The sequence below is a fragment of the Streptomyces sp. NPDC086989 genome (assembly GCF_044745505.1).
In the GTDB taxonomy this organism is placed as follows: Bacteria; Actinomycetota; Actinomycetes; order Streptomycetales; family Streptomycetaceae; genus Streptomyces.
This window is the reverse complement of the sequence record NZ_JBIVAL010000004.1, coordinates 324,020-341,789: the sequence shown is the minus strand read 5'-3', so window position 1 is coordinate 341,789 and position 17,770 is coordinate 324,020. Positions and strand designations below refer to the sequence as shown.

At 75.4% G+C, this 17,770-nt stretch carries 14 protein-coding genes and 2 pseudogenes; 7 read left to right on the top strand and 9 right to left on the bottom strand.

The window, feature by feature from the left end; translation table 11 throughout:
- Positions 1-300 precede the first annotated feature (300 nt).
- The gene (locus ACIPK4_RS11220) at positions 301-1,032 is read right to left on the bottom strand and encodes a VIT1/CCC1 transporter family protein (RefSeq protein WP_054222611.1); all 732 of its coding nucleotides are present in this window, start codon (positions 1,030-1,032) and stop codon (positions 301-303) included.
- Between the two features lie 257 nt (positions 1,033-1,289).
- Here ACIPK4_RS11220 and ACIPK4_RS11215 point away from each other — a divergent pair, with 257 nt between their 5' ends.
- The 7 genes and pseudogenes from ACIPK4_RS11215 to ACIPK4_RS11185 all read left to right on the top strand — a co-directional run bounded on the left by ACIPK4_RS11215 (position 1,290) and on the right by ACIPK4_RS11185 (position 10,367).
- Positions 1,290-2,276, top strand: a complete 987-nt coding sequence (locus ACIPK4_RS11215) for an ADP-ribosylglycohydrolase family protein (protein ID WP_402311170.1) — start codon at positions 1,290-1,292, stop codon at positions 2,274-2,276.
- A 599-nt stretch (positions 2,277-2,875) separates the two neighbouring features.
- Complete coding sequence (locus ACIPK4_RS11210; protein WP_402311168.1) at positions 2,876-4,429, top strand: ADP-ribosylglycohydrolase family protein; 1,554 nt, start codon at positions 2,876-2,878, stop codon at positions 4,427-4,429.
- 7 nt (positions 4,430-4,436) lie between these two features.
- The gene (locus tag ACIPK4_RS11205; RefSeq protein ID WP_402311166.1) at positions 4,437-5,582 is read left to right on the top strand and encodes an ADP-ribosylglycohydrolase family protein; all 1,146 of its coding nucleotides are present in this window, start codon (positions 4,437-4,439) and stop codon (positions 5,580-5,582) included.
- Positions 5,583-7,175: 1,593 nt separating this feature from the next.
- Positions 7,176-7,454: pseudogene (locus tag ACIPK4_RS11200) on the top strand (ADP-ribosylglycohydrolase family protein); the annotation flags it as partial.
- Positions 7,451-8,374, top strand: coding sequence for a ribokinase (rbsK, locus tag ACIPK4_RS11195; protein ID WP_402311164.1), 924 nt, complete (start codon positions 7,451-7,453; stop codon positions 8,372-8,374). The pseudogene ACIPK4_RS11200 and the gene rbsK, both read left to right, overlap by 4 nt.
- Positions 8,371-9,564, top strand: a complete 1,194-nt coding sequence (locus tag ACIPK4_RS11190) for a CaiB/BaiF CoA transferase family protein (protein ID WP_402311163.1) — start codon at positions 8,371-8,373, stop codon at positions 9,562-9,564. The genes rbsK and ACIPK4_RS11190 overlap by 4 nt, the downstream gene beginning before the upstream one ends.
- Positions 9,561-10,367: an HpcH/HpaI aldolase/citrate lyase family protein gene (locus ACIPK4_RS11185; protein WP_402311161.1), complete on the top strand. Its 807-nt coding sequence runs from the start codon at positions 9,561-9,563 to the stop codon at positions 10,365-10,367. The genes ACIPK4_RS11190 and ACIPK4_RS11185 overlap by 4 nt, the downstream gene beginning before the upstream one ends.
- Positions 10,368-11,004: 637 nt before the next feature.
- Here ACIPK4_RS11185 and lgt read toward each other — a convergent pair.
- From lgt to ACIPK4_RS11145, 8 genes and pseudogenes are all read right to left on the bottom strand, one after another.
- A complete protein-coding gene (gene lgt / locus ACIPK4_RS11180; protein WP_402311159.1) occupies positions 11,005-12,069 on the bottom strand; it encodes a prolipoprotein diacylglyceryl transferase in 1,065 nt (354 codons plus the stop codon).
- A gap of 325 nt (positions 12,070-12,394) precedes the next feature.
- Positions 12,395-13,186 (bottom strand): annotated as a pseudogene (locus ACIPK4_RS11175) (DsbA family protein); the annotation flags it as partial.
- Between the two features lie 181 nt (positions 13,187-13,367).
- Entirely contained in the window at positions 13,368-14,198 is an 831-nt protein-coding gene (trpA, locus tag ACIPK4_RS11170) for a tryptophan synthase subunit alpha (RefSeq protein ID WP_385196117.1), read from the bottom strand.
- Entirely contained in the window at positions 14,195-15,451 is a 1,257-nt protein-coding gene (gene trpB / locus ACIPK4_RS11165; protein ID WP_402311157.1) for a tryptophan synthase subunit beta, read from the bottom strand. Before trpB ends, trpA begins: the two co-directional genes overlap by 4 nt.
- A gap of 219 nt (positions 15,452-15,670) precedes the next feature.
- Entirely contained in the window at positions 15,671-15,880 is a 210-nt protein-coding gene (gene trpM, locus ACIPK4_RS11160; protein ID WP_054224487.1) for a tryptophan biosynthesis modulator TrpM, read from the bottom strand.
- A 7-nt stretch (positions 15,881-15,887) separates the two neighbouring features.
- A complete protein-coding gene (gene trpC / locus ACIPK4_RS11155; RefSeq protein ID WP_054224488.1) occupies positions 15,888-16,697 on the bottom strand; it encodes an indole-3-glycerol phosphate synthase TrpC in 810 nt (269 codons plus the stop codon).
- 172 nt (positions 16,698-16,869) lie between these two features.
- Positions 16,870-17,334, bottom strand: a complete 465-nt coding sequence (locus ACIPK4_RS11150; RefSeq protein ID WP_402311154.1) for a DUF2752 domain-containing protein — start codon at positions 17,332-17,334, stop codon at positions 16,870-16,872.
- Between the two features lie 108 nt (positions 17,335-17,442).
- Positions 17,443-17,694 (bottom strand): HGxxPAAW family protein, encoded by a 252-nt coding sequence (locus tag ACIPK4_RS11145; protein WP_402311153.1) that lies wholly within the window; start codon positions 17,692-17,694, stop codon positions 17,443-17,445.
- Positions 17,695-17,770: the final 76 nt, after the last annotated feature.

Here is a 17,770-nt window from a genome sequence, read left to right as displayed (position 1 = left end):
GGCCCTCTGCGAAATTTCGTGCAGGTTACATGATGACGGCAATCCCGAGAAGTGGATATGGCGTTTCACCATGCGGACACGCACGGGGTGGGAAGAGGGAACCTTCGTAGCACTTCAAGGGCGCACCACGGAGCGCAGGTCCCGACGCGGGGTGGGCATCGTTGCCCGGCAGGGTGGGCATCGTTGCCCGGCGCGCCCTGGTCTGATGCCCGGCGGACACGGATTCGAAACCGCCGGGTAACGGACTCCGATGAGGAGTACTTATGCTGCGCGCTGCATAGTGTCTCATTGCTTGCGCGGTCAGCCTACGGCTCCGCCGATCCAGGTGCCCAGGACGTACGTCACACCGGCGGCCGCACCGCCCAGCAGCAGCTGGCGCAGCCCGCTGTACCACCAGGACCGCGCGGTGACCCGGGAGACCACGGCGCCGCAGGCGAAGAGCCCCACCAGCGCGAGCAGCACCGCGGGCCACAGGGACGTGGCGCCGAGCAGGTACGGGAGTACGGGCAGCAGCGCGCCCAGCGCGAAGGATCCGAAGGACGAGACCGCGGCGACCATCGGCGACGGCAGGTCGTCGGGGTCGATCCCGAGCTCCTCGCGGGCGTGGATCTCCAGCGCCTGGTCGGGGTCGCGGGACAGCTGCATGGCGACCTCGCGGGCGAGGGCCGGCTCGACGCCGCGCGATACGTACAGTTCGGCCAGCTCCTCCATCTCGTCGACGGGGTGCTTGCGCAACTGCTGGCGCTCTATGTCGAGTTCGGCGAGGACCAGCTCGCGCTGCGACGCGACGGAGGTGTACTCGCCGGCCGCCATCGAGAAGGCCCCGGCCGCGAGGCCCGCCAGGCCGGTGATCACGATGGTCTGCGGGGCGACGGCGCCGCCGGCGACGCCGGTCATCAGCGCGAGGTTGGAGACCAGCCCGTCCATGGCGCCGAAGACGGCCGGTCGCAGCCATCCGCCGTTGACATCGCGGTGGGTGTGGTTGTCACGGTGCGCGGTGTGCAGCGGTGCTTCGATGTCGATGATGGACATGCGGCGTATCTCCCCTTTTCGTACGAGTGGGTACGCGAAGACGACGCGCAGGCATCCACTCCCCCTGAACACCTCGAAACTACGCACGATTTCTGCCGCCCGCCAGCAAGGAAGGCCGTACTTACCTGGGGTTTCCCGGCTCGGCGACCGGGTGACGGGGGCCTGGGCGGGGTGTTTCGCGGCGAGCGACAAACCACATGCCGTGGCACAAATCCCCCATGGGCCCATGAGGGTCCCATCAGATGGAGAGGCGCGCCATGGAGCTGATTGCATGCAATCCGCAGGTCCTCCCCGAACGGGCCAGGGGCGCTCTTCTCGGCCTCGCGACGGGTGACGCGCTCGGCGCCCCCGCCGAGAACATGAAGCCGTCCGAGATCCGGGCGAAATGGGGCCGCATCGAGGGCTTCGTCTCGGACGACCCGGCGGGCACCGACGACACCGAGTACGCGATCTTCTCCGGGCTGCTGCTGGCCCGCCACGGCTCGGCGCTGACCGTCTCCCACGTCGAGCGGGCCTGGCACCACTGGATCGCCGACCTCGACGAGGGGCCGTTCCGCGGGGCGGGCTTCAGCGAACGCGGCACCCTGGAGAACCTGCGCCGCGGGCTCGCGGCGCCCATCTCCGCGCAGCACCGCCACGCCTGGTCGGACGGGCTGGCGATGCGGGCGGCCCCCTTCGGGGTGTTCGCGGCGGGCCGGCCGGCCGAGGCCGCGCGGCTGGTCGCGATCGACGGCAGCGTCAGCCACGACGGCGAGGGCATCTACGGGGGCCAGGCGGTGGCGGCGGGCGTGGCGGCCGCCATGGCCGGGGGCTCCCCCGCCTCGGTGGTCTCGGCGGCCCTGTCGGTCATCCCCTCCGACTCCTGGACCGCCCGCTCGCTGCGCCGGGCCGTCACCGCGGCCCCGCGGGGCGAGCGGGCGGTGCGCTCCGCGGTGGTGATCGGCGGCTACCCGTGGACGGACCTGGCGCCGGAGGCGGTGGGCCTGGCGTTCGGCGCCTTCGCCGCCTGCGGCGGGGACTTCCCCTCCTCGGTCCTGACGGCGGTGAACATGGGCCGCGACGCGGACACCACCGCGGCGGTGGCCGGCGCCCTCTCCGGCGCCCTGTCGGGCGTCGCCGCGATCCCGGAAGCCTGGGCGGCGGCGATCGGTCCGGTCCGGGGCAGCTGCCTCCCCTCGATGCGGGGCTACCACGTCCTGGACATCGCCGACCTCCTCACCCCGGAAACCGAGCCCACCCGATGACCGCCCCGACGCCGTCCCCAACGGCCCCGGACCTCCCGTCCCCGCCCGCATCCCCCGCCCCGGACCTCCCGGGCCCGACCGCATCCCCCGGCCAGGACCTCCCGGTCCCGGACCTCCCGGGGCCGGCCGCGTCTTCCGCCCCGGACCTCCCGGGCCCGGACCTCCCGCGCCCGACCGCGTTCCCCGCCCCGGACCTCCCGGGGCCGGACCTCCCGGGCCTGACCGTGTTCCCCGCCCCGGACCTCCCGGGCCCGACCGCATCCCCCGGCCCGGCGGGAACCCCGCGCACGGACCTGTCCCGGACCCCGGGCTCCGCCCCGGCCGCCCCGGCCGCGACCTGGGCCGAGGCACCGGTCGCGCCCCCGGACCCGTCTCCGGCCGGGGCCCTCGCACCGGCCCTGGACCCCGGCTCGGCACCGGCGCCCGGCAGCGGCGCACCGCCACCCGCTCCGGCGGAGAGCCGCGGGGGGCCCGGGGGGCCGTTGGCGGCTCCGGCGGAGGGCCGCGGGCCCGGGGGGCCGTCGCCTGGTCCGGCGGAGGGCCGCGGGCCCGAGCGGCCGTTGGCGGCTCCGGCGGAGAGCCGCGGGCCCGGGGGGCCGTTGCCCGTACCGACGGTCGCCGTGCTGCGGGTCGGCGGCGCGCAGGGCTGCGGCCCCACCCCGCCCCCTCCGGGAGCCGGGGTCGCACCCCGCCCCCTACCCCACACCGGGGCGACCGGGGCCTCGGCGGCTCCCCCCAGGGCCGGGGGGCCGTTGCACGCTCCCGCGGAGGGCCGCGGGCCCGAGGGGCCGTTGCCCGTACCGACGGTCGCCGTGCTTCGGGTCGGCGGCGCGCAGGGCGGCGGCCCCACCCCGCCCCCTCCGGGAGCCGGGGTCGCACCCCGCCCCGTACCCCACACCGGGGCGGCCGGGGCCTCGGCGGCTCCCGCCGGGCCCGGGCGGGTCCGTGGCGCGACCGGGGTCGGCGGTGCGGGGCCCGCCGGGGCGGTCGTGCCCGTACCGACGGCGGCCGGGGACGGAACCTCCGGTGGGCCGCGCCGGATCGAGGGCGTGCTGCTCGGGCTGGCCGCCGGGGACGCCGCCGGGTGGCCGGCCGCCCGGCACCGGGCCAGCCGCATGCCGGAGTGGACCCGCCGCCTCACCCGCGAGCTCGACACCTTCGCCGAGCAGAACCAGACCACCACCCTCCCCGTGCCCATCGCCCTGAACCAGCCCCCCGAGCCCCTGCGCCTGGGGCCATCCGACGACGCCGAGTGGGCCGCCTTCGCCGCCGAGTCCGTACTCACCGCGGCCGGCGTGCTGCTCAGCGACCTCTCCCGGTCCCGCCGCATGCGGGCCGCCATCGACCTCGCCTGGAACGCCCTGGCCAGCGAGATCGCCGCCGCGGCCGAGCGCGCCCCCGAGGTCGAGTCCGCCGTCCTCCCGCTCCGCGCCCGCATCTCCGTACGGGCCGGCCTCGGCAACCTCGCGGCCGGCCTGCGCCCGCCCGCCACCGGCCACGACAACCCGCACTACTTCGACGACGCCGCCTGCGTCCGCGCCTGTGTCCTGGCCGTCGTCCACCCCGGCGACCCGGCCGCGGCCGCCGACCTCGCCGAGTTCGACGCCCGCTACACGCAGGACGGCGACGGGGTCCACGGCGCCCGCGCCATGGCCGCCGCCATCGCGACCGCCCTCGCCGGCGCCGACACCGACACCGCCGTCGACGCCGCCCTCGCCCAGCTCCCCGCGGCCACCGAGATCGGCCGCAACGCCCGCCACGCCGTCAAGCTCGCCCGTACCCGCACGGACGGCCCCGGCGGCGCCTTCGCCATCGTCCCGACCCTCGAACACGAGATCGTCGACCACGTCTACAGCTACGGCATCGCCGCCGCCGAGACGGTCCCCGTCGCCCTCGCCCTCAGCACCGCCGCCCGCGGCCGGGTCGCCGAGGCCGTCCCGGCCGCCGCCTGCCTGTCCCGCGTCGCGGACTCCGCCCCCGCCCTGGCCGGCGCGCTCACCGGCGCCCTCGGCGGCGGGGATTCGATCCCCGCCGCCTGGCGCCAGGCCTGCCGCACCCTCTCCGGCTGCGCCCTGCCCCGCCTCGCCGGCACCGATCTCGTCGAACTCGCCGCGCTCCTCGCTCGCACGGAACTCACCTCACCCAAGGGATGATTCGGACATGACGCTCACTCTGGAAGACCGGGCGGCCGGCTGCCTCGTCGGAGCCGCCGTCGGCGACGCGCTCGGCGGGCCGGTAGAGGGCTGGTCCCCGGACCGGATCGTGGAACGGCACGGCGGCCGCGTGCACGGCGTCGTCGGCCCGTGGCACGAGGACTGGCGCACGGCCCGCCCCATCGCGCCGTACCACAAGGGCGACGGCCACGTCACCGACGACACCCTGATGACGCACGCGCTGGTACGGGTCTACGAGGCCGTACGGGACCACCTCGACGCGTACGCGATCGCCGAGCACCTGGTCCCGGACCTGATGACCCGTCCGCGCTGGATCCCCGAACTCGAAGCCGAGGCCCTCCCCCTCCAGCGGATCTTCCTCGCGGAGAAGTGGATCGTGACCCGGTTGCACTACGCCCACGCGGACCCCCGCGAGGCGGGCAACGGCAACATCGTCAACTGCGGTGCGGCGATGTACATGGCTCCGGTCGGCATCGTCAACGCGGGCCATCCGGCGGGCGCGTACGCGGAGGCGCTGGACATCGCCGGGGCGCACCAGTCCTCGTACGGGCGCGAGGCGGCCGGCGTGTTCGCGGCGGCGGTTGCGGCGGCGTGCATGCCGGGGGCGACGGCGTCCTCGGTGGTGGACGCGGCCCTGGCGCTGGCCAAGGACGGCACCCGGGAGGCGATCGCGGCGGTGTGCGAAGTGGCGGGGCGCCACCGGGACTTCGAGTCGGCGCTGGCCCCGCTGCGGGCGGCGGTGGCCCCGTACGACTCGGTGGGGCCGGACTACCGCTCCCCCTCGCTGGGCGCGCGCCGGCCGTCCCGTCTCCACTCGATCGAGGAACTCCCGATCGCGCTCGGCATGCTGATCGTCTCCGACGGGGGGTACGAGGGATCGGTCCTCGGCGCCGTCAACTACGGCCGGGACTGCGACTCCATCGCCACGATGGCGGGGGCGATCGCCGGAGCCCTGTCCGGCGTCGGCGCGGTCCCGCCTGTCTGGGCCAAGCAGGTCGCCGAGGCCAGCCGCCTGGACCTGCACGCCCCGGCGTCGGCGCTGGCCGCGGTGGCCCGCGAGGTCTTCGCCCTGGACCGGTCCCGCCGCCGCAACCACGAGTCGGCGTTCCACGCCCTCACGACCCCCCGATGACCCCCAGCACCCCCTCACCGGGGCCCCCGGCCCCCGTACGGCACGCCTCCCCGCCCCGCACCGGGCAGACCCCCGGCGCGCCCACGGGAGCGGGGCCCGAGCAACCGTCCGCGGGCACCGGCCCGGCGGCGCGCCCCGTGGAAACCGGCCCGAACCCGGCACACCCCCCCGGGCAGAACCCCCCGGCCGACCCGAACCCCGTACGGCACGCCTCCGCGCCCCGCGCCGGGCAGACCCCCGGCGCGCCCACGGGAGCGGGGCCCGAGGAACCGTCCGCGGGCACCGGCCCGGGCTCCGTGCCCCACGCCGAGCGGACCCTCGCCGCGGCCACGTCGCCGCCCCCGGGAACCGGGCCGGACGGGGCAGTGGGGTCGGCCGGCCGGCCCTCCCCCGGCCCCGGCGCGGCCCCGCCCCCGGGAGCCCGTGCGACCGGGGCCGCCCCGGACGGTTCCCCCGCCCCACCCCCGCCCACGGAATCCCGGCCCGGGGAGTCCTCCGACGGCACCGGCCCGGCGGCGCGCCCCGCGGAAACCGGCCCGAACCCCGCACACCCCCCCGGGCAGAACCCCCCGGCCGACCCGAACCCCGCACGGCACGCCTCCCCGCCACCGCCCACGGAAGCCGGGCCCGGGGAACCCTCCGCGGACACCGGCCCGGCCGCCCCGCCCCGCGCCGGGCGGACCCCCGCGGGATCGGGGCCGGACGGGGCGGTGGGGCCGGCCTGGCGGCCGTCCCCTGGCCTCGGCCCGGCCCCGCCCCCGGAGGGTCGTGCGGCCGGGGCCGTCCGGCTCACCTGGGCGCAGCCCGAGGACCTGGTCGGGCACGAGCTGCGGCAGGCCGCCGAGGACGGCCGGGATCCGGCTCCCGTCCTGCGGGCCTGGCTCGCCGCGGGCGGTCGCCCCGCCCCCGAGCGGGCCGGGGCCTCCCCCGCCCCGGCCCCGCCGGAGCTGCGCGCGCTGGCTGCCCGCCTGCTGGACGACCTGGCCCGGCTCCCGTCCGCGTCGGCCGCGGACGAGCCGGGGGCCCTGGAGGCCATCAGGGCCGCCTGCCCGGACTGGCCGCCCCCGGCGGCCAGCCCGCCCACTACCCCTCCCCCGGCGGCGAGTTCCTGCACCCCCGCCCCGGCAGGGCGCACCGCACAGCGGCTTCCGGCCCTGCCGGACGCCCCCTTGGGGGCCGCCCCCGGCCCCGGCGGCGGCCCGGCCGCGCCGCAAGGCCCCGCAGACCCGGCCCGCGCCGCGGGCCACCCTCCGCAGGAGGCGGCGCCGGGGCCGGATCCCGTCCCGGCCGGTGCGCCGGAAGGTAGGCCGACCTACAACCCGGCCCACGCACCACAACACGACCCGGCCCACGCACCGGAGCACGCCCCGGCCCGCCCCACGAAACGCCACCCGACCCGCCCCGCGGAAGGCATGCTGATCCGCCCGGCACCACAACACGACCCGGCCCACGAACCGGATCCCGCCCCGGCCCGCCCCACCGAAGGCAGGCCGCCCCGCCCGGCACCGGAGTACAACCCGGCCCACGCACCGGAGCCCGCCCCGGCCCACCCCACGAAACGCCACCCGACCCGCCCCGCGGAAGGCATGCTGAGTCCACGCCGTTCCCAACACGGCCCTGGTCGCCGCCGCCCTCACCCACGCCGACGGGGACTTCACCCGCTCCGTCTGCCGTGCGGTCTCCGGCGGCTGGGACACCGACTCCAACGGGGCGACGGCCGGCTCCCTCGCCGCGCTCGTCGACCCGGGCGGGGTCCCGCACCGCTGGTCCGCCCCGCTCAAGAACCGTCTCGCCACCACCGTCCCCGGTTTCGACGGCATCGGCTTCGACACCCTCGCCCAGCTCACCGCACAGGAGGCAGCCCGCCCATGACGGCCATCGCCGTGCTCGGCAGTACCAACATGGACCTCGTCGCCTACGTCCCCAAGGCCCCCCGCCTCGGGGAGACCGTCACCGGCCGCGAGTTCCGCACCGTCCCCGGCGGCAAGGGCGCCAACCAGGCCGTCGCCGCCGCCCGCTCCGGCGGGGAGGTGGTGATGATCGGCGCGGTCGGCGCCGACGAGTTCGGCGTACGGCTGCGCTCCGCGCTCACCGCGGCCGGCGTCGAGACGGCGGCGCTGCGCACCGTCGAGGGCGCCAGCGGCACCGCTCACATCACCGTCGACGACGAGGGCGGGAACAGCATCATCGTCATCCCGGGCGCCAACGCCCGCGTCACCGGCCTGGAGGCGGGCGACGAGTCGCGTATCGGCGCCGCCGACGCGCTCCTCCTCCAGCTCGAACTCCCCCTGTCCGCCGTCCTGGCCGGCGCGCTCGCCGCCCGCGCCCACGGGGTGCGTACGGTTCTCACCCCGGCCCCCGCCCAGCCGCTGCCCCCCGAGCTCCTCGCCGTCACCGACCTGCTCGTCCCCAACGAGCACGAGGCCGCAGCCCTCACCGGCCTCACCGACCCCCACCGGGCCGCCGAGGCCCTGCTGTCCCAGGTCCCCGAGGTCGTCGTCACCCTCGGCGCGGCCGGTTGCCTGTACGCCGCCCGCGGGCGGGAGCCGCTGACCGTGCCCGCGCCCCGGGTCCGCGCGGTGGACACCACCGCGGCCGGTGACACCTTCGTCGGCGCGCTCGCCGTGGCCCTCGGGGAGCGGGTCCCCGTCCCGCGGGCGCTGGCCTGGGCCTCGGCGGCGGCCGCGCTGTCCGTCCAGCGGCCGGGGGCGCAGGACTCGATGCCGACCCGCGCCGAAACGGACGCCTTCGCCGCGACCGGCCCCGTCACCGGGGCCGGGGAGGCCCCGTGACCCCCCTCGGCCCCCTGGAGGGGGTGCGGGTGCTGGACCTCGCCACGCTCTTCGCCGGGCCGCTCGCCGCCACCCTGCTCGGGGACTTCGGCGCCGACGTCGTCAAGGTGGAACACCCGCGGCGCCCCGACCCCTCGCGCGGGCACGGCCCCGCCAAGGACGGCATCGGACTGTGGTGGAAGCTGCTCGGCCGGAACAAGCGGACGATGACCCTCGACCTGTCCACCCCGGGCGGGCGCGACACCCTGCTGCGGCTGGCCGCCACCGCTGACGTGGTCGTCGAGAACTTCCGCCCCGGCACGCTGGAGAGGTGGGGCCTGGGCTGGGCCGAGCTGTCCGCCGCCAACCCGCGGCTGGTGCTGGCCCGCGTCACGGCCTTCGGCCAGCAGGGCCCGTACGCCCGCCGTCCCGGCTTCGGCACCCTCGCGGAGGCGATGAGCGGCTTCGCCGCGATCACCGGGGAGCCGGACGGCCCGCCGACCCTGCCGCCCTTCGGCCTCGCCGACTCGATCGCGGCGCTGACCACCGCGTACGCCGTGATGACCGCGCTCGCCGGGCGTGAGCGCACCGGCCACGGGCAGGTGGTGGACCTGGCCATCATCGAGCCGATCCTCACGGTGCTGGGCCCGCACCCGCTCTGGTACGACCAGCTCGGCTACGTCCAGCCGCGCACCGGCAACCGCTCCACGAACAACGCCCCGCGCAATACGTACCGCAGTGCCGACGGGCGCTGGCTGGCGGTCTCCACCTCCGCCCAGTCCGTCGCCGAGCGCGTGGTGCGGCTCGTCGGCCGGCCCGAGCTGATCACCGAGCCGTGGTTCGCGACCGGCTCCGGCCGGGCGGCCCACGCGCCCGTCCTGGACGAGGCGGTCGGCGGCTGGATCGGCCGCCACAAGGCCGACGACGTGATCGCCGCGTTCGAGGAGGCCGAGGCCGCCGTGGCCCTGGTCTACGACGTACGGGACGTCATGGCCGATCCGCAGTTCGCGGCCCTGGACACCGTCACCGAGGTCGACGATCCCGAACTCGGCCCGCTCCGGATGCAGAACGTCCTGTTCCGGCTGTCCGACACCCCCGGCGCGATCCGCTGGGCGGGCCGCCCGCACGGCGCGGACACCGACGCCGTACTCACCGAACTCGGCCTGTCCGAGGCCGAGATCAGCGCACTCCGGATGGAGCGGGCCCTGTGATCCTGACGTGGCTCTACGTACCCGGCGACCGCCCCGAGGTGGTCGCCAAGGCCCTGCACTCGGGGGCCGACGCCGTCATCGTCGACCTGGAGGACGCGGTGTCGGCCTCCCGCAAGGAGTACGCCCGCGCCGCCACCGCGGAGCGGCTCGCCGAGCAGCCCCCGGTACCGGTCTTCGTCCGCGTCAACGCGCTGGAGTCGCCCTGGGCGGGTGCCGACCTCACCGCCCTGACCGGGCTGCGGGGCCTCTCGGGGCTGCGGCTGCCGAAGATCACGGCCCCGGAGCAGATCGTTGCGGTCGCCGACCGCACGGGCGGGGTGACGCTGCACGCCATGCTGGAGTCGGCGGTGGGCGTGGAGCGCGCGTACGAGATCGCCCGCGCGCACCCCGCCCTGCGCGGGCTCTCGCTCGGCGAGGCCGACCTGCGGGCCGACCTGGGCATCAGCGCGGACGAGGGCCTGGACTGGCCGCGCTCCCGGGTGGTGGTCGCGGCCCGTGCGGCGGGGCTGGCCCCGCCCGCGCAGTCGGTGTTCCCGGACATCCGGGACCTGGAGGCCCTGGCGCTCTCCTGCGCCCGGGGGCGGGCCCTGGGCTTCCTGGGCCGGGCGGCGATCCACCCGCGCCAGCTGCCGGTGATCGAGCGGGCCTACCTGCCGCGCCCGGAGGAGGTCACCGCCGCCCAGGAGATCGTCGCGGCCGCCCGCCGCTCCCCGGGGGCGGTGGCCCTGCCCGACGGCCGCTTCGTCGACCCGGCGGTCCTGGCCGGCGCCGAACGCGTGGTCGCCCTGGCCCGCCGCGAATGACCCCACGCGGCCCCGCGGGCCCGCGGGCGCAGCCGCGGGTGTCCACGGGCGCAGCCGCAGGCCCGCAGCGCGGGCGCAGGCGCAGCCGCAGGCCCGCAGCGCGGGCGCAGGCGCAGACCCAGGTCCGCACGGGCGCAGGCGCAGACCCAGGTCCGCCCGCGCGGGCGCAGGCGCAGACCCAGGTCCGCACGGGCGGGTGCAGGCGCAGACGCAAGCCGCAGACGACCGGCGCGGGCCTGCGGGCGCAGACGCAGGTCCCCAGCGCGGGTCCGCAGGCAGTCGCAGGTCCGCAGGCGCAGACGCAGGTCCCCACCACGGGCCCGCAGGCAGACGCAGGTCCACAGGCGCAGACGCAGGTCCCCACCACGGGCCCGCAGGCAGACGCAGGTCCACAGGCGCAGGAGCTGGTCCGCAGCGCGGGTCCGCAGGCGTATACGCGGAACTGCAGGGGCAGACGCAGGTCTGCACGCGCAGACGCAGACTCAGGCCGCAGACGACAGGCGCGGGTCTGCGGCGCGGGGCGTGGGCCGTGCGGGCGGCGGCGGCCACGGGTAGCGGGCGAAGTGGGCCGACGCAGACGGGAGGGGGCGCCGCGTGGTGCGCGGCGCCCCCTCCCGTCATGGTCCGGACGACCCGGTCAGAGCTTCTTGGCGGCCTTCGGGGCCTCGGCGTCCTCGGAGCCGGCCTTGCCCTCGGCACCGGTGTCAGCCGCGGTCGCGCTCTCGGCGGCGGGCTTCGGCGCGGAGTCCGCGCTCTCGCCGGAGGCGGCGGAGGCGGCGGAGTCCGCGCTCTCCCCGGAGGCGGCGGGCTTCGAGGAGGCGTCCGTGGCGTCGGCCTCGGCCTCGGTGCCGGCCGTGGCCTCGGCGGCCGGGTCGGAGGCCGCCGGGCCGCGGTCCGGCTCCACGACCTCCTCGCGGCCGGGCCGCAGCTTCGCCGACAGGACGAAGTAGACGACGGCCAGGATGAAGACCACGATCGCGGTCCACACGTTCAGCCGGACACCCAGGATGTGGTGGGCCTCGTCGACGCGCATGTACTCGATCCAGCCGCGGCCCGCGCAGTACGCGGCCACGTACAGGGCGAACGCCCGGCCGTGTCCGAGCTTGAAGCGGCGGTCGGCCCAGATCACCAGCGCGGCGACGCCCAGGCACCACAGCGACTCGTACAGGAACGTCGGGTGGTAGGTCCCGGCGACCCGGTTGGGCCCGTCACTGATCTTCAGCGCCCACGGCAGGTCGGTGGCGCGGCCGTACAGCTCCTGGTTGAACCAGTTGCCCCAGCGTCCGCAGGCCTGGGCTAGGGCGATGCCGGGAGCCAGGGCGTCGGCCCAGGCCGGCAGCGGGATGCCGCGCAGGCGGCAGCCGATCCAGGCGCCCACCGCGCCCAGCGCGATCGCGCCCCAGATGCCGAGGCCGCCCTCCCAGATCTTGAAGGCGTCGACCCAGTTGCGGCCCTCGCCGAAGTACAGCTGGTAGTCGGTGATCACGTGGTAGAGGCGACCGCCGACCAGGCCGAACGGCACCGCCCACACGGCGATGTCCGCGACCGTGCCCGGCTTTCCGCCGCGCGCGATCCACCGCTTGTTGCCGAGCCAGACGGCGACGAAGACGCCGATGATGATGCAGAACGCGTAGCCGCGCAGCGGGATCGGTCCGAGATGGATCACGCCGGTCGACGGGCTGGGGATATAGGCAAGGTTCATGGCAGAGCCGACGCTACCCTGCCGGGCGGTGCGGACCGCAACCCGCCCGGCAACCTGGCGCCAAATCGAGACGGGGCGGTCAGTCCTCCGCGGCTCCCTTCGAGGTCCCGGTCGCGGCCCCGGTCGTGGTCCCGGCCCCTGTGGAGGTCCCGGTCGCGGTCCCGGCCGATCCGGCCCTCGACCCGGAGGCCGTGGACGAGGTCTTCGCCGCGGCCGAGGAGGAGGCCGCCCCGGCCCCCGAGGTCTTCGACCCCTTCGAGGGGGACGCCGAAGCCGAGGCGGAAGCGGAAGCCGACGGGGAGGCGCTGGCGGCCCCGCCCCCGGTCCCCTTCGCGGCGGCCTCCACCTGCTCCTTGAGCTTCTGCGGGGTCACCGGGTTGGCCTGGTCGGCGAAGATGTCCTTGCCGTTCAGCAGCACGCTCGGGGTGCCCCGGAACTTCCCGGCCCGGAACGCCTCGAAGGACTTGTTCACCCAGCTGTTGTGCGTCCCGTCCTCGACGCACTTGCGGAACGCGGGGGTGTCCAGCCCGGGCACCTTGGCGGCCAGTTCCAGCAGCTTCGCGTTCGTCCCGTACGCGTCGCTGGTCTCCTGCGGCTGGTTCTCGAAGAGGACGTCGTGGTACTCGGCGAACTTTCCGGCGTCCTGGGCGCAGGCGGCCGCGTTGGCGCCCTTGAGCGAGCCGCTGCCGCCCATGTTCCCGTCGATCAGGGTGACCAGGTGGTAGTCGACCTTGAGCAGGCCCTTGGCCTCCAGCTCGTGGACCGTGTCCCGGTAGTTGGTCTCGAAGGCCTTGCACGCGGGGCAGCGGAAGTCCTCCCACACCGTCAGCGTGGACTTGGCCTCGGGCTTGCCCGTCTGGATGGCGAGCGCGTCCTTGCCGGTCGCGCCGGAGGGGGCGCTGACCGGGCCCGCGTCGGCGGATCCGTCCCCCTTGTCGGTGTTGGCCGCGATCAGGCCGACGACGGCCGCCAGGCCGAGGACGCCGACCACGGCCGACGCCACGATGAGGGTCCGCCGCCGCTTCTCCCTCTTCTTCTCGCGCTCGCGCTCCACCTGGAGCCGCTCGCGGGCCGATCGTTTCGCTTCGCGGTTCGCACCGTCGTTCTTCTCGCTCACGTTCGGCCAAACGAAGCGGGGAGGCACTCGCGTGCCTCCCCGCTCCCACTTCCACCCGATCGGACTACAGAACCCGCTCAGGGGTTCGCGCCACGGGTCGAACGCGTACGTCGGCCGGGTACGTCCGCCGCGTGCGCCGGCCGTGCACGACGGCCGCGTCAGCCGGGTGCGCCGGCCGCGGTCAGCCCCTGCGCACGCCGTCCGCGAGCTCGCCCGCCAGGGCCCGTACGGCGGCCAGCCCGGCCGGCAGGTCCGGCGCGTCCAGCAGCAGCTTCACGAAGGCCGAACCGACGATCACCCCGTCGGCGAAGCCCGCGACCTGCTTGGCCTGGACGGCGTTGGAGACGCCGAGGCCGACGCAGACCGGGAGCTCGGTCTTCGTCCGGGTGCGGCGGACGAGTTCCTGGGCCTCGTTGCCGACCGACTCGCGGGTGCCGGTGACGCCCATCAGCGAGGCGGCGTAGACGAAACCGGAACCGGCGGCCGTGATGGTCGCCAGGCGCTCGTCCCGGCTGCTGGGGGCGACGACGAAGACGGTCGCCAGACCGTGCTTGTCGGCGTGCTCACGCCACAGCGCGGACTCCTGGACCGGCAGGTCGGGCAGGATGCAGCCCGCGCCGCCCGCCGCCGCCAGCTCGGTGGCGAAGCGCTCCACCCCGTAGCGGTCGATCGGGTTCCAGTACGTCATCACCAGCACCGGCGCCCCGGTCGCGGCGTGGGCCTCGCGCACGGTGCGCAGCACGTCGGCGATCTTGACGCCGCCGCGCAGGGCGATGTCGTCGGCGGTCTGGATGATCGCGCCGTCCAGGACCGGGTCGCTGTGCGGGAGGCCGACCTCGACCACGTCCGCGCCGCCCGCGATGACGGCCTTGACGGCCTCGATGCCGCCGTCGACGGTCGGGAAGCCGGCCGGGAGGTAGGCGACGAGGGCCGCGCGGTCCTCGGACTTCGCCTTGGCGAGGGTGTCGCTCAGCAGCTGGATGTTGCCCTTGGCGTTGGCGTCCGTGCTCACTTGCGCTCCCCCTCGGTGGCGGCCTGGTCGTCGTAGAGGCCGAAGTAGCGTGCGGCGGTGTCCATGTCCTTGTCGCCGCGGCCGGACAGGTTGACCAGGATCAGCCCGTCCTTGCCGAGCTCCTTGCCCAGGTCGAGGGCGCCCGCGAGGGCGTGCGCCGACTCGATCGCCGGGATGATGCCCTCCGTGCGGGAGAGCAGGCGCAGGGCCTGCATCGCGGCGTCGTCGGTGACCGCGCGGTACTCGCCGCGGCCCGAGTCCTTCAGGAAGGAGTGCTCCGGGCCGATGCCCGGGTAGTCCAGGCCGGCCGAGATCGAGTACGGCTCGGTGATCTGGCCCTCCTCGTCCTGGAGGACGTACGAGCGGGACCCGTGGAGGATGCCGGGTTCGCCGGCGGTCAGCGTGGCGGCGTGCTCGCCGGTCTCGACGCCGTGTCCGGCGGGCTCGAAGCCGACCAGGCGGACGTCGGCGTCCGGGATGAAGGCGTGGAAGAGGCCGATGGCGTTGGAGCCGCCGCCGACGCAGGCCGCGACGGCGTCGGGCAGCCGGCCGGTGCGCTCCAGGATCTGGCGGCGGGCCTCGACGCCGATGACCCGGTGGAAGTCGCGGACCATGGCCGGGAAGGGGTGCGGGCCGGCGACCGTGCCGAAGAGGTAGTGGGTGCGGTCCACGTTGGCGACCCAGTCGCGGAACGCCTCGTTGATGGCGTCCTTGAGGGTGCGGGAGCCGGACTTCACGGCGATGACCTCGGCGCCGAGCATGCGCATCCGGGCCACGTTCAGGGCCTGGCGCTGGGTGTCGATCTCGCCCATGTAGACGGTGCACTCGAGGCCGAAGAGGGCGCAGGCGGTGGCGGTGGCCACGCCGTGCTGGCCGGCTCCGGTCTCGGCGATGACGCGGGTCTTGCCCATGCGCTTGGTGAGCAGCGCCTGACCCAGCACGTTGTTGATCTTGTGCGAGCCGGTGTGGTTGAGGTCCTCGCGCTTGAGGAAGATCCGGGCGCCGCCGGCGTGCTCGGCGAACCGCGGCACCTCGGTGAGGGCGCTGGGCCGGCCGGTGTAGTTGACCATGAGGTCGTTGAGCTCGGCCGCGAAGGCCGGGTCGCCCTTGGCCTTCTCGTACTCGACGGCGACCTCGTCCACGGCGGCGACGAGCGCCTCCGGGATGAACTTGCCGCCGAAGTCGCCGAAGTAGCCCTCGGCGTTGGGGACCTGACCCTCGGGGTCCGGAATGAAGAACGAGCTGCTGGACATGGCCAGTACTCCTACGGGTGCGATGGGATGGATGCACCGTATTGCGCCGCCGGCCCGCCGCACGCGCACCCCGCTGCGGGGGTGGGGATGCGTACGGGCGCAGCAGCCCGCGCCCGGAGCCGGCGGCCCGGGGCCACGGGCCGTGAGCGAGCACCGCGGGCGGTACGGCGGGCGTCGTCGGGAGACGACGTCAGACGTACCGGACCCGGTCGGTCCTCGTTACGGCGCGGCCGTGGTGCGCCATCGCATGCCGTTGACCTGACCGGGCTCGGAGCCGATCACGTACCGGACCCGCCGCCCGTGCACGCGCCGGGCAGGGGCGCGGCAGCCGCGGGGGCGGCAGCCGCGCGCCAGGGGCGCGTGCGCCGTCGGCACGGCGGCGGGGCCGAAGCCGGGCCGGGTGCGGACGGGAGGACGGTCGGTGGTCACGGGTCGGTCAGCTCCGGCCGTGGCGCAGGGCGGGGTGGGCGCCGGCGGCGACGAGGTCGGCCACGGCCGCCTTCGGGTCGCGTCCGGTGACCAGGGATTCCCCGACGAGGACGGCGTCGGCGCCCTCGTTGGCGTAGGCGATCAGGTCGTGCGGCCCGCGGATGCCGGACTCGGCGACCTTGACGATGTGGGCCGGGATCTCGCCGACGACGCGCTCGAAGGTGGAGCGGTCGACCTTGAGGTCCTTGAGGTTGCGGGCGTTGACGCCGATGATCTTGGCGCCGGCGTCGACCGCGCGTTCGACCTCTTCCTCGTCGTGGACCTCGACGAGCGGGGTGAGTCCGATGGACTCGGCCCGCTCGATGAGGGAGACAAGGGCCTCCTGCTCCAGAGCGGCGACGATCAGCAGGGCGAGGTCGGCGCCGTAGGCGCGGGCCTCCCACAGCTGGTACGCGGTGACGATGAAGTCCTTGCGCAGGATCGGGATGTCCACGCGGGCGCGGACGGCCTCCAGGTCGGCCAGCGAGCCGCCGAAGCGTCGCTGCTCGGTGAGGACGGAGATGACCGCCGCACCACCGGCCTCGTAATCCGCCGCGAGTCCGGCCGGATCCGCGATCGCGGCCAGCGCGCCCTTGGAGGGGCTGGAGCGCTTGACCTCGCAGATCACCTTGACGCCGTCGCCGCGCAGGGCCGCGACGCCGTCCTTGGCCTGGGGCGCCTTGGCGGCACGCTCCTTGAGCTCGTCGAGGCTCACGCGGGCCTGCCGTTCGGCAAGGTCTTCGCGGACCCCTTCGATGATCTCGTCGAGCACACTCACGCGAGCGGCCCCCTTTCGGGTTGATGACGGTCGGCCGCCTTGCAGACACGTACAACTGCAAGGTCAGCAATCAAATGGTATCCGCAGGAGGCCTTGCCCTCCGCACGCGGTTGACGCCGTCCCATTGACTGGACATTCGGAATCCAGGATTCATATAGGCCCTGTGCAGGCGTTATGGGGCCAGTGCCGATCCGAGGGGCAGGTTTCGGACGACGACGAAGACCAGCGTCAGCACCCCGATGGCCCACCAGTACGGCCGCCGCAGGACAAAGCGCGGGACCGGGGCGCCGCGCCATGCGCGAACCAGCCAAAGGATCATGAAACCGGCGAAGACGAAGTAGCCGACGACGGCCAGGGCATTTGCCCCCAAAGCGGTGATCAGATCGCCGTGGGCGAACGCGTGCGCACTGCGCAGCCCGCCGCATCCGGGGCACAGGATTCCGGTGAGGCGGAAAAGCGGGCAGACCGGATAGTGGCCCGGTTCATTCGGATCCACGGCGCCCACGTAAGCAAAGGCCAGGGCGGCGGAGGCCAGCGTGAGCGCCGGCGGGGCCAGCCGCCGGGCGCGGCCCCGGGGCGGCGCGGGCACGGCGTAGGGGCTGCGAGGGGCGTCCACCCGCTGATTCTCTCCGCTCATGACAAAAGGCGCAGCCCGGCGGGGCCGCGCCTTTCGAAGGTGTGCACCGGTACGGGGGCCTCGACGGGCCCCTGCAACCTCGGCCGGTCCTCAGACCTGGGCCGGTCCTCAGACCTTGGCGGCGGCCTTGTTGGCGGCGATGACGACGGCCAGGTCCTCGTGGGCGCCCTTCGGCGCACCCATGCCCGCGGCCTTCATGGCCATGCCCACGACACCGCCGAGCGCGACGACGACGAGACCGGCCCAGAAGCCGAGCGGGTTCGCGAGCACCATGAAGGCGCCGGAGACGCAGAAACCGATGAAGGCGATGATGACACCGGTCCAGGCGGCCGGGGTGTGTCCGTGGTTCGTGCCCGCCATGAGTTGCTCCTCGTTTGCTCTGTCGCAGCGCTGTCTATAAAAATCGCGGTCTGTGTCGACTGCCCGCGGCCCATTG

Coding starts and splice junctions, on each gene's coding strand:
- ACIPK4_RS11220 (WP_054222611.1), bottom strand. CDS start 1,032: ATGTCCATCATCGACATCGAAGCACCGCTGCACACCGCGCACCGTGAC.
- ACIPK4_RS11215 (WP_402311170.1), top strand. CDS start 1,290: ATGGAGCTGATTGCATGCAATCCGCAGGTCCTCCCCGAACGGGCCAGG.
- ACIPK4_RS11205 (WP_402311166.1), top strand. CDS start 4,437: ATGACGCTCACTCTGGAAGACCGGGCGGCCGGCTGCCTCGTCGGAGCC.
- rbsK (WP_402311164.1), top strand. CDS start 7,451: ATGACGGCCATCGCCGTGCTCGGCAGTACCAACATGGACCTCGTCGCC.
- lgt (WP_402311159.1), bottom strand. CDS start 12,069: ATGAACCTTGCCTATATCCCCAGCCCGTCGACCGGCGTGATCCATCTC.
- trpB (WP_402311157.1), bottom strand. CDS start 15,451: ATGTCCAGCAGCTCGTTCTTCATTCCGGACCCCGAGGGTCAGGTCCCC.
- ACIPK4_RS11150 (WP_402311154.1), bottom strand. CDS start 17,334: ATGAGCGGAGAGAATCAGCGGGTGGACGCCCCTCGCAGCCCCTACGCC.
- ACIPK4_RS11145 (WP_402311153.1), bottom strand. CDS start 17,694: ATGGCGGGCACGAACCACGGACACACCCCGGCCGCCTGGACCGGTGTC.